This window comes from Novosphingobium indicum (genome assembly GCF_014645195.1).
In the GTDB taxonomy this organism is placed as follows: Bacteria; Pseudomonadota; Alphaproteobacteria; order Sphingomonadales; family Sphingomonadaceae; genus Novosphingobium; species Novosphingobium indicum.
In genome coordinates, this window is sequence record NZ_BMLK01000049.1 from 1 (window position 1) to 11,329 (window position 11,329).

Annotated in this window: 9 protein-coding genes and 2 pseudogenes; 5 read left to right on the plus strand and 6 right to left on the minus strand. The window is 64.2% G+C overall.

The features are described 5' to 3' along the window. Window positions 1-71 precede the first annotated feature (71 nt). A complete protein-coding gene (locus IEX64_RS23315; protein ID WP_188823776.1) occupies window positions 72-1,895 on the minus strand; it encodes an FAD/NAD(P)-binding protein in 1,824 nt (607 codons plus the stop codon). Between the two features lie 108 nt (window positions 1,896-2,003). Here IEX64_RS23315 and IEX64_RS23320 point away from each other — a divergent pair, with 108 nt between their 5' ends. Next, window positions 2,004-2,561, plus strand: a complete 558-nt coding sequence (locus IEX64_RS23320) for a hypothetical protein (RefSeq protein WP_188823777.1) — start codon at window positions 2,004-2,006, stop codon at window positions 2,559-2,561. Here the strand turns inward: IEX64_RS23320 and IEX64_RS24730 are convergent. Both IEX64_RS24730 and IEX64_RS24735 read right to left on the minus strand, forming a co-directional pair. Continuing rightward, window positions 2,489-2,908 (minus strand): annotated as a pseudogene (locus tag IEX64_RS24730) (glycoside hydrolase family 130 protein); the annotation flags it as partial. The gene IEX64_RS23320 and the pseudogene IEX64_RS24730 sit on opposite strands and share 73 nt — an antisense overlap. A gap of 891 nt (window positions 2,909-3,799) precedes the next feature. Next, window positions 3,800-4,921: pseudogene (locus IEX64_RS24735) on the minus strand (glycosyltransferase); the annotation flags it as partial. 194 nt (window positions 4,922-5,115) lie between these two features. On the opposite strand from IEX64_RS24735, the gene IEX64_RS23330 reads away from it, so the two are divergent. Then, window positions 5,116-5,376: a hypothetical protein gene (locus IEX64_RS23330; RefSeq protein WP_188823779.1), complete on the plus strand. Its 261-nt coding sequence runs from the start codon at window positions 5,116-5,118 to the stop codon at window positions 5,374-5,376. A gap of 83 nt (window positions 5,377-5,459) precedes the next feature. Here IEX64_RS23330 and IEX64_RS23335 read toward each other — a convergent pair whose 3' ends face one another. From IEX64_RS23335 to IEX64_RS23345, 3 genes are all read right to left on the minus strand, one after another. Next, the gene (locus IEX64_RS23335; protein WP_229710700.1) at window positions 5,460-6,215 is read right to left on the minus strand and encodes a hypothetical protein; all 756 of its coding nucleotides are present in this window, start codon (window positions 6,213-6,215) and stop codon (window positions 5,460-5,462) included. Between the two features lie 139 nt (window positions 6,216-6,354). Continuing rightward, window positions 6,355-6,513: a hypothetical protein gene (locus IEX64_RS23340; protein WP_188823780.1), complete on the minus strand. Its 159-nt coding sequence runs from the start codon at window positions 6,511-6,513 to the stop codon at window positions 6,355-6,357. A 91-nt stretch (window positions 6,514-6,604) separates the two neighbouring features. Then, window positions 6,605-8,803 carry a xanthine dehydrogenase family protein molybdopterin-binding subunit gene (locus tag IEX64_RS23345; RefSeq protein ID WP_188823781.1) on the minus strand — a complete coding sequence of 733 codons (2,199 nt, stop codon included), beginning with the start codon at window positions 8,801-8,803 and terminating at the stop codon, window positions 6,605-6,607. A 185-nt stretch (window positions 8,804-8,988) separates the two neighbouring features. Between IEX64_RS23345 and IEX64_RS23350 the strand changes: the two genes are divergently transcribed. The 3 genes from IEX64_RS23350 to IEX64_RS23360 all read left to right on the plus strand — a co-directional run bounded on the left by IEX64_RS23350 (window position 8,989) and on the right by IEX64_RS23360 (window position 11,266). Then, complete coding sequence (locus tag IEX64_RS23350; protein ID WP_308422671.1) at window positions 8,989-9,264, plus strand: hypothetical protein; 276 nt, start codon at window positions 8,989-8,991, stop codon at window positions 9,262-9,264. 4 nt (window positions 9,265-9,268) lie between these two features. Further along, window positions 9,269-10,081: a non-homologous end-joining DNA ligase LigD gene (gene ligD / locus IEX64_RS24865; RefSeq protein ID WP_444544070.1), complete on the plus strand. Its 813-nt coding sequence runs from the start codon at window positions 9,269-9,271 to the stop codon at window positions 10,079-10,081. A 138-nt stretch (window positions 10,082-10,219) separates the two neighbouring features. Next, window positions 10,220-11,266: a sensor histidine kinase gene (locus tag IEX64_RS23360; RefSeq protein ID WP_188823783.1), complete on the plus strand. Its 1,047-nt coding sequence runs from the start codon at window positions 10,220-10,222 to the stop codon at window positions 11,264-11,266. Window positions 11,267-11,329: the final 63 nt, after the last annotated feature.

The following is an 11,329-nucleotide window of genomic DNA, read 5'->3' on the forward strand; positions in this document are numbered from 1 at the left end:
TCTGAATCAGAAATCGTGACCAAAGGGAATCCCATGCCGATTCAGAACGGTCGAAAACCGCTCTAGCGGCCTTACTGATTAGGCGGACGATTGGCATCGTCGGCTAAAAGAGCGCCCTCTGCCTGAGTATGATAGTTCTCAATTTCGAGCGCGATCACGGCTCCGTCGGCAAGCGTAACCGCTGTTTTGTCCAGCATTTCTAAGAGCGCCAAGGTGCTTGGATCACTTTCGCGCAGGCGGATGGACTGGTCTACGGCCTGTGCCACGTCGCGCGCCATCGCGGCGCATTCCACAAGCCCTTGGATAAAGGGCCGGTCGCGGAGCAGGAAAGGGAGGGCGCACAAATGGACCCGGTGCCAGGCAGGATCGATGCCCGGCACGGTGAGGTCGGGAGAGGGCGACAGCCCGCCGTTCCAGTCGCGACCGTGATGTAGGGCGCTGGCGCATAGCTGCAGGCGCAAGGTGGGAAAGGGAAAGCTGTCAAGCGGCGCCGCCTGCTGGCCGCGCGCATCGATAAGTGCATCGAACCGCGCCGACCATTCATCGCGGCTCACCCGCCATTCGCGCTGGCCTTCAGGCGTGATGCGATAGTCTTCTCCCAGTGCCACGAGGTCGATCGCGCCAGCCGCGCGCAGCGCCAGCAGGCGAGCGATCGAAAGGTCCGGGACTGCAGCGTAGTTGTCAGTGAAGACCCGCTTCAGCCCGGACTGGAAGCGCGCCAGGTCCGCCTCCGACAGTTTCGGCACGATGGACGCGAAGACTTCGTGCGCCTTGAGAATGACGACGCGCCAGGCCGGCGTGTTGCGGCGGCGATGCCATTCGCGTGTTTCCAGGAGGTTGCGCCGCGCATAATCCCAGGGATCGCTGGCCAAGCGCTCCCTGAGATAGCGCGCCGCGAAATCGTCGGCAGTCGCGCTATCGAGCCCGACCTTCGCGGCATAGCCTGGGTCTTGGACGCCCAGTTCCTCGGCAAAGAGGGCGAACATCCTATCGAGATCGCCGTCGCGCCTCTGGACGAGCCTGGCCGCGGCTTCGTCGGTCAGGTGCAGCAGGGGCGGCAAGGGAACCGGAAACCAGAAATCGGCTTCGGGCAGCAATCCGTTGCGGCTCATCATGGTGGCGTGCCAGTTGCGCGTCGGCGTGTAGACCAGCCCCGGTCCGGTTTCCTCGTGGGCAAACGTTCCGTTCGCCATCGCAATCGCGACGATGGCGTCGATTGCCGAAAGCGAGGAACCAAGGATGCCCAGCCGGACATGCGCGCGGCCCTTCACCGCGCTGGCACATCCCTGGCCGGTACGCTCCCGCGCGTCGTCTGCGCCGCTTCCCGTCGCCCCATAGCCAGTCGCGATAATCACGCGGTCGAATTGGGCGCTGTGGATGCGGTCGTTACCCGTCCTCCAATCGACGCGGGAGGTGCCGGGCATGGCGACCACGTCCACGACATCGCAACCGGCGTGCACGGCAATGGGGATAGGCGAATGCGCGACGATGCCGGCGAACGCGTCGGCAAGCCATGCTCCGAGCACGATGCGCGGAAAGAAGGCGCGCTCGTCACCTTCCTTTCCGGCAATCCCCCAGGCTTCAAGCCGTTCCGGCGGTTGCCGTCGCGCCCAGTCGTTCAACGTTTCGACAAGCGGGGGGATTTCCAGCCCGGCAATGTTGGCGAGCGCGTGCGGATCGTTGAGGTGCTCCGCAAAGGGCAGGCCGGGACCAGGCACGGGGCCGCTTTCGAACACCGTGATCGTGCGTACGCCATCGACGCGCGAGAGGGCATAGAGCATGTAGGTGCCGGTGGGGCCGCCACCGATGATGGCTATGCACTCCCCGCCACGATCTTCGGAGCGGGTAGGGGTGCCCGATGACGCGTCGGTAGCCTTGGGGAAAGTTCTTGCCATGTCGAATGAGGAACATCGCAAGGCTTGCGCTGTTTCCCACAAATGCGACGAACTGCTTCGCGTCGCTTGCATTTTTGCGCCGGAATGAAGCCAGAATGAGCACCAGCCATGAAACTCTATGTCGCCGAGATCGGCGGAATGTGCAACGGCAGCCTTTTCGAAAGCCACGAGGTGCACGCTCTCGTCGCGCCCGACGACAAGGCACTAGTCGCCCTGTGCGAAGAGCGTTTCGGGGCCGGGATGCAGGCGGCCCACCTCGATGGCTGGATCGCGCTCGAACTGGAGCCGCTCGGCGAAAGGGCGCGGGAGCCCGGAGAGGCCTTCTTCGCCGTGGAATTGGGACGCAACTCCAGCGCGTTCGTTCGCGAGCAGCATGACTACCGCTTCCTTGCCGCGCGCGATTGGAAGGACGCGGCGCAAATCGCGCGCAAGCAGGCGCCCGGCTGGCACGTCGACGCGGTGATCGACCTCGATGCGCTGGCCCTGGAGCGGGGCTATGCCCTCAGGCGCGACCTGTCCGGAGATGTGCCCGAGCCGCAGGCCCAGTCCTGCTACGTACCGGGGAACGTCGAACCGGATAAGTCGGCTAAGGATCAGGCCATATTCTCGAGCAGGCCCTCGATGGTGCAGGTGGCGAAGCCCACCGCGCTGTCGGAGATGCCCTAGGGGATCAGCAGGCGCTTCTCGACCCGCAACGCGCCGCAGGTATAGATCACGTTGGGCACATAGCCGCCGCGATCGGCGTTCTCGGCCGTCAATACCGGCTCCACCGAGCGAGCGAGCACCTTCGAGGGATCGCCGCGGTCAAGAAGCGCGCAGCCCAGCGCATACTTGCGCATTGCGCCCACGCCGTGCGTGAACAGCAGCCACCCCGCGTCGGTCAGGATCGGACTGCCGCAGTTGCCGATCTGGATGAACTCCCAGGGGTAGCGCGGCTCCATCAGCAGCACGCCCTCATCGTCCCAGCAGTCGAGCGTATCGGAACGCAGGAGATAGAGGTTCTTGCCGTCCTGGGCTTCGAGAGGCTGCTGGTCGAACGGCAGGGCCTCGCCTTCCTTGCCGAAGGTGTCGGACCCGATCGGACGGAAATGCCCGGTCGTGCTCGTCTGCATCGAAGCGATCCAGCGCAGCGTTTCCAGCGCTTCCGCGATCCAAACGGGGCGTTCGAGCAGGGCGCCGGCCTCCGCCAACGCCTGCGGCAGGCGCGGGTTGTCGTAGGCGAGCATGGCCTCGAACCAGACCCAATGCGGACGTCGGCTGCGCTTGAGCAGGCTTGCCAGCACCTCTCCGCCATCGGTCAGGATCTTGCGCGAGAAGGGATGATCGGGCTGGGCGCGCAGGCGGGCCGCCGCACCCAGCATCACGAAGGCAAGCGCGCGAGGAGAGCTCAGCGCTGCAAGATACGGCAAGGTCCGGTCGTAGAGACCGAGCGCCCATTCGCGAATGTCCTCGTCGGGCGAATGGCTGATGGTATGGCCGAGTGCCCAGAGCGCGCGCCCGTTGGAATCGTCCGATCCCGTCTCCTCGCACCATCCGCGATCGAACCGCATGAAGTTGCGAAACGCCTTGGCATCCGGGTTCCAGGCGTGCTGGATGAAGGAGGCATAGACCATGCTCCAGCGTTGCCGTTCGGCGGCATCCATGCCTTCCGCCACGTTCATCAGCATGAGGGCGCGGGCATTGTCGTCAAGGCAATAGCCATGGGTGCGATCGGGTACAATGCCCACCGAATGCTGCATCATGCCGGTCGCGTCGCTCATGGAGATGACGCCGGCAAGGCTCGGTACGGCGGTATAGCCAGGCTCTGCGCGAGGCGTTTGCGCGGCCTTGGCGACAAGCGAGGCGGCGGCATCCGCGAAGCGCGGCCAGATCGTCTCGCGACCCCGTGCATAGGCTCGGCGCTGCGTAGCCAAAAGGGCTTGCGGATCGCCGAGCAGTTCTTTGACCTTGCCGGCGATGGCCGCGCTCGAACCGGCCGGTACAAGATGGCCCACGCCATCGGCGAGGAGTTCGCGCGCATGCAGGTAGGGGACCGCCTTGCCCATGGCAACGGCGTAGCTCAGCGTCCCGGAGGTGGACTGCTGCATGCCAGGATAGGGGGTGAGGTAGATGTCGCAGGCCTCGATCTGGTCGAGCAGTTCGTCGGTTTCGAGAAAGCGGTTGTCCCATTCGACGTTGGCTTCCAGCCCCAGCCTGGCGAGGAGTTGGACAAGGCGGTCGCGATAAGCCTCACCCTCGTGCGCGACAAGATTGGGATGGGTGGCGCCGACGATGCGATACAGCACGTCGGGGTGCTTCTCGATAATGGCGGGCAAGGCCTCAATGGCAGTTTCAAGGCCTTTGCCCGGTCCCAGCAGGCCAAAAGTCATCAGGACCTTGCGCTCGGAAAGGCCGAGGGCGCGCTTGGCATCCGCCTGCCGGCCGAAGGGAGGGTCGGAAGCGCCATGTTCGATCAGGGTCAGGATATGCTCGGGCGCGCCGTAGATATCGTTGAGAAGCTTCAGCGAATGGCGGGACATCACCATGATCTGCGAAGCGCGGGATACAAGATGGCGCAATATGCCCTGTTGGCGCGGCGAGGGCTCGGCAAGAACGGTGTGGCAGGTCAGGATCAGGGGCGGTGCCAGCCTGTCGACGCGTTCGCAGACGAGATCTCCATCAGGTCCGCCAAAAATGCCGTATTCGTGTTGCAGCCATACCGCTTCCACGCCGCTCTCGTTGATGGCACGGGCCGCGCTGATGAACGCTTCGCGTTCGGTGCTCTCGATGGCGCGCGGATTGTCGGATCGGTCTTCGCCGGTGACCAGGGGATAGACATCGATCTCGATCGAGGGGTGGTGGTGTGTCAGTTGCTTGTCGAGATCGCTGGTGAAGGTGGCGATGCCGCACTTGCGCGGAGGGAACGTGCCGATCAATGCTATTCGGTTCGGCGTCGTAAGGGGCGCGTTGTCGCGCTCGAAGATGGAATGGACTTGGGCAGGGCCCGGCGAGGAACGATGCAATGGCAAGGGGGCCGTTTTGTTCATGAGTGGCCAAGACCGATAAAAGGTGGTACTGCAAGCCAAAGTCTCGCCCTCGGCTAGCGGTTCCCGCCCCCCCCCCCTGGCGAAACAGGCGTGCCGGACGTCGTAAAGCGACCGGGCGAAGGCCTCGTGCGACCGGAAGCGTCAAACATTCTCGCGCGGCGCTTCGTTAGGGTAGTCCAGACAGGACCCCGAAAATGCCTACGATACCGACGACCACGGACCACCCCGGCCAGACCGGCGCGGGCGCGAAAACCGACGAAAAGGCCAAGGCAAAGGTCGCCCCGACCGATCGGACCGGGACGGTAGCGTGGCAGGGGCAGGCAAGTCCTGCACCCGTCACTACCGACATCGACGAACCGGGCGCTCCCGATCCCACCACCGATCGCCCCGATAGGGGACCGCGCGGCGGCGCCACGGCGGGCGCGTGTCCGGGAAAGAAGGCCAAACAAGCCTGACGACACTCGTCGCAAGGCCTAGTGCCGTGCCTTGGCGCGGGCGGGCCTGCGGCGGCCTTCAGCCCGCCGCAGGCCCGCCCGCCTCACGGCTCGACCGCTACCGGGATGCCCTTGCTGGCCGGCGTCTTGGAAAGTTCCTCGTGGTAGCCGAGCGGGACCAGCGGATTGAGCTCGGGAAAGTAGCCGGCGATGGTGCCTGCCGGAAGGTCATACGGCTTGACCGGCAGTCCGGACACCCTGCGCTGGGTGCCATCGTCGACTTGCGTGACAAGAGACACTTCCTGGTCCGCGACAAGCCCCAGGCGGACCATTTCCGCAGGTGCCATCATCACGATCATGCGGCTGCCCTCAAGCCCGCGCAGGCGGTCGGAGTATCCGTAGATCGTTGTGTTGAACTGGTCGTTCGAGCGCAGCGTGACCAGATGCATGCCGCCCGGATTGTCGATCACCCCGCAGGCGTTCAGCACGCTCGGGTCGGTGAATTCGGCCTTGCCGCTGTCCGTCTTCCAGATGCGCTCGTGCGCCGGGTTGCCGCGGTAGAAGCCGCCGGGCCGGTTCATCCGCTCGCTCATGTCGTGGAACTCGTCGGGATAGGTGCGGGCGATGAGGTCGCGGATTCGCGCGTAGTCCGCGCGCCACTCGTCCCAGCACCATCGCGGATTGGCGGGAAGGGTGGCTTTGGCGAGCTCGCAGACGATCGCGGTTTCGCTGATGAGGTGCTCGCTGGCCGGCTTGCGCTTGCCCTTGGAGCCATAGATGTGGCTGAAGCTGTCCTCGATCGTTACCCACTGGTTGCCGGTCTCCTGCATGTCTTCCTCGGCGCGCACGAGGCAGGGCATGGTCGGGCCACTGCGCGAGATCGCTCACCGTGTGTCCGGCCACGACCTCTGGCGTGCAGCGTGCGCTGGTAAGGTCCCACAAGGTGGCCTTGGCGCCGTTTTCGCAGAACTCGAAGGCACTCGGCCACTCGGGCTTGATCTAGGCGCACGAGGTGCACATCATGCCGCCGGGCTGGTCGAGGCGTTTCAGCGTCTCGAGCGCGCCTGGCGCGGCCTTCTGCGAAATTTCACTTTCGAGCACGCCCTTCAGCGAGCCCCCTCCCGGCAGTCCCTTCGTATTCGATGGGATCGGGTGCATCGGACATGGCTTTTCTCCTGGGGCGACTTCACTTGCGGACAAAGCCTGCGCGAGAAGATGGTTCCTCGCGCAAGGCTTTCCTGTCGCCCGATCAATCCGGCATGGCGGCAAGCACCCGGTCCGGGGTCATCGGGAAGTCGAGCAGGCGGGCGCCGCAGGCGTTGTAGATGGCGTTGGCGATGGCGCCGGGGCCGCCGCACATGGCCAGTTCGCCCACGCCTTTCGCCTGAATCGCGCTGGCCGCAGGGTCCCGTTCCTCGAGCATGAGCACGTCGAGATCGGGCACGTCGCGGTGCACGGGCACGTGGTATTCGGCGAGGTCGCAATTCACGAGGTGGCCATCTACCGGATCGAACAGCAAGGCTTCGGTCAAGGCCGCGCCGATGCTCCAGGTCATGCCGCCGATGCATTGCGAGCGCGCTGTCCGGGCGTTGAGGACGCGCCCGAAGGCAAAAGCCCCCAGCATGCGCGATACCCGCGTCTCGCCCGTGTGCCGGTTGACCCGCACCTCGCTGAAGAAGGCCCCGAAGCTCGATGCCGTGTAATCGTCCGCGATGGCGCCCGGTTCGTAATGGCCGACGACGGACAGCGGTTCTCGACCCAGGATTTCCGCAAAGGACCGGGGCGAGGGGCCATCGACCAGGCCATCCCTGAGCGTCAGGCCGTCCGGATCGCAGCCTGCGCATTCGGCCAGCGTGCGGCGGATATCCTCGCACGCAACCGACACGGCTGACCCGATGGAGGCAGCGCCCCAGCTTCCGCCGGAGCCGGGGCCGCGCGGAAAGGCGGTGTCGCCCAGTTCGACAAGGACCTTTTCCGGCGCCAGCCCCAGCATTTCGCCGGCGATCTGGGCGAGGATGGCATACGTCCCGGTGCCGATGTCGGTCATGTCGCTCTGGACCAGCGCGGTCCCATCGGGGGTGAGCGTGACCCGGGCCTTGGCTTCGGCCACGTTGTGCACGCGCGCGGCGCTGGCCATGCCCGTGCCGATCGACCATTCCCCGTCGAGCCGGCGGCGCGGCGAGCGCAGCGTACTGTCCCAGCCGAACGCGGCCGCGCCCCTGGTGAGGCACTCGGCAAGTCCATGCGCCGTGAACGGCAGGCCCTTGCCCGGGTCCTTCTCGGGGATGTTGCGCAGGCGCAGCTCGACCGGGTCGATCCTGATCGTCTCGGCAAGACAGTCCATCGCGACTTCCAGCGTCGGTATGCCCACCGCTTCGCCCGGCGCACGAACGGAACCGGCGGTCATCCGGTGGACGCGCGCAATCTCAAGCTGCAGGAGCCGGTTCTCGCCGCCGTAGAGGAAGGCGCTCGATTGCAGCACCGGCTCGGCAAAACTTTCGCCGGGAAGGTTCGACACGCGGGCCTCGTGACCGAAGCCGATGAGCCTGCTCTCGGCGTCGGCTGCGAGGCGCAGTCGCTGGTGCGTTTCCGAACGGCGGATCACCGTTTCGAACACCTGTCGGCGTGCCATCACGACGCGTACCGGGCGGCTTGTTTCCATAGCGGCGAGACAGGCGGCCAGCGTCTCTTGGCTCAGCCCGAGCTTCGAGCCGAACCCGCCGCCGACGTAGCGCGCGACGATGCGGACATCATCTTCGGCAAGGTCCAGCGCATCGGCCAGTTCCGCGATGTTGTAGTTGGGCATCTGCAGCGAGGCATGGACGGTGAGGGTCTTGCCGTCCCACTCGGCAATCGCGGCGTGCGGTTCCATGGCGGCGCTGGCGTGGCCTTCGGTGGTGAAGGCGAGGTCGACGCTGTGCGTGGCCTTCTTCATGGCGTGCGCCAGATCTCCCGCCTGCATCGAGCCTCGGCCCGGTTCGGTGGGCACCGCGGCGGGATCGAGCGGCAGTCCGGCAGGATCGAGGGCCTCGTAGTTGATGCCGAGGCATCGCGCGGCATGGCGTGCCTGCTCGAAGCTTTCGGCAACCACCACCGCGATGGGCTGTCCGTGGTAGGCAACTTCGGCGGGGCCTTGCTCGGGCGCTTCTCCCGAGGTGCCCTGCGCGGGGCGCACCGTCATGCGCGGATCGTCGATCACCGCGACGACTCCATCCATGGCGAGCGCCCCGGTCTTGTCGATCGCTTTCACTCGGCCAGCCGTGAACGGCGCGGTGACCAGAAAGCCCTTGAGGCAATCGACGAAATAGTATTCGGCGGCGTAAGGGACTGTGCCGGTGACCTTGGCAAGGCCATCGGGGCGGGCCATCGGCTTGCCGATCACGCCTTGCCCGAAGGTGTCGAGCAAGTTGCGCGTGTCGGGCTTGTCCTGTCGAAAATGAGCGGTCACCCGGCATCTCCAGCGGCTTGAGCCAGCACGGCCTTCAGCGTGCGGCGCGCGAGTGGTATCTTGAAATCGTTTTCGCCGAAGCCGCGGGCATCCTCGAGCAGTAGGTCGGCGGCCTTGTCGAACAGAGCCTCGTTCGGCTCCTGTCCGACAAGCAGGTCGGACAGGAGCGGGTTGTGCCACGGCTTGTGGGCGAGCTTGCCACCAGCCTGATCGAGAAGAAGACGGCCCCCTTCGACGCGTCGGAATTTGAAAATCGCTATGAAGAAGCGTTGCGCCGCCTGATCGACAAGAAGGCCAAGTCGAAAAGCGGCAAGAAGACACTGGAAGATGTCGACGAGCCTGCGTCCAAGTCGGGTTCCAACGTGATCGATCTGATGGCGGCGCTGAAGAAATCGGTCGATGGCGAAAAGCCGGCGGCGAAATCGGCGCGCAAATCCGGCGCGAAGAAGAAATCGGCGTAAACCCGTGGCGAAACGCACCGATCCGCTGGCCGAATATAACGCCAAACGCGATTTTGCGAAAACGCCCGAACCCAAAGGCGAGGCATCGGCGGAGGGGCAGGCGCGCTTCGTGGTGCAAAAGCATGACGCGACGCGGCTGCACTGGGACCTGCGGCTTGAGATCGATGGCGTCTATAAAAGCTGGGCCGTGACCAAGGGGCCGTCGCCCGATCCCGACGTCAAACGTCTGGCCTTCCGGACCGAGGATCACCCGCTGTCCTATGGCGAATTCGAAGGCACCATTCCCAAGGGCGAATATGGCGGCGGCACGGTGATGCTGTGGGATCGCGGCACATGGGCGCCGGTCGAGGGGAAGAGCGCGCAGGACATCGGCAAGGGCCATTTGCACTTCACGCTGGAGGGAGAGTGGATGAAGGGCGAGTGGCTGTTGATAAGGCTGAAGAAAAAGGCGGGAGTGGTTCCGCTGCGCTGCGGGCACGACTGGGCCGCGCACAAGGATTTCGCCCGCCGCTTTGCCGAGGCATTAAGCGTGGCCGAACCCGACCGCTTTACCGCGACCATGAGCAAGGCCAAGCGCAAGGGGCGGATCTTCATCGACTGGCTGCGCAACCAGCGCGGCAGCACGGCTGTTCTGCCCTATTCGGCCCGCGCGCGCAGCGGTGCGCCCGTGGCCGTTCCGGTCGCGTGGGACGAGCTGCACCAAATCGACAACGCGCATCCGTTCTCGATCGACGATGCGCAGAAACTGATCGATCGTGCACAGGAAAAGGTGCTGGCGCGCTGGGGCTTTGCCCATCAGCCATTGCCCGACATCTGATTTAATCAGCTGATCGCCATGGATTGACCGCCCGGCGGACAATATCGGCTCATCGATGATCCGCATTGCGCTTTCTTGCCATCAGGTTAAGTCGGTTGCTTTCCGCCACCTTTGGCCCCAGAGGCGACGATACCGCGCATGACTGATGGCGATCCTCTGAATACCCCGTCCACCATGCGCGCCAGGGTCGATGCCTTTGACTGGGACCGTTCCCCGTTGGGCCCGCGCACGCAATGGTCGGCGGAACTGGAAACGGTGGTGCAACAGGTGCTCGATTCCCGGTTTCCCAAGGCGGTCACATGGGGGCGGGAATTCATCACCATCTATAACGATGCGTTCCGCCCGATTCTGGGTGACAAGCCTGAGGCGCTGGGCCGTCCGTTCAGTGAGATCTGGGCCGAAGTTTGGGACCAGATCGGACCGATCGCGCAATCGGCCATGGAAGGGCAATCGACCTTCGTCGAGAATTTCCCACTGGTGATCGACCGCCGCGGCATGCCCGAGCAGGCCTATTTCACCTTTTGCTACAGCCCGCTGCGTCTGCGCGACGGCAATGTGGCCGGGATGCTCGATACGGTAATCGAAACGACGGAGACAGTCGAAGCACAGGCCAAGCTCGAAATCGTAAATCAAGAACTGGCGCACCGGATAAAAAATTCGCTGGCCGTCGTGCAATCAATCGCATCGCAAACGCTGCGTCAGCATGTCGATCCGGTTGTGTTTGTCGATTTCGAGCGTCGCCTTGGTGCTTTGGCCAATGTACATGGGGCGCTCGCAATGCAGGACTGGTCAGGCGGTCAGATGGAGCCGCTGGTGCGTTCGGCGCTGGGCGTTACTCTAGACATGTCACGAGTTCACATTGCTGGCGACGATATCAACATTGGGCCGAAAACGACAATGTCACTGGCGCTTCTTCTGCACGAACTTGCCACAAATGCTCTCAAATATGGCGCAATGTCAGTCGACAGCGGGCAAGTTGACGTCACATGGAAGGTAGACAATTCTCTTCTGCAATTTATCTGGCGTGAAAAGCACGGTCCGCCTGTAACCGCGCCATCGCACAAGGGCTTCGGATCGCGACTAATCCGGCACGGGTTTAGCACGGCCGGAGAATGTGAGATCGTTTTCTCCCGTGAAGGACTGCGGTTAAAAGCCAGCGCACCGCTTGACGCTATTCCTAATTAGTGTCCGTCCATAAACGCTAAGATATTGAATTATTGCGCTTAAATGTTGAATCCGGGCTTTGAA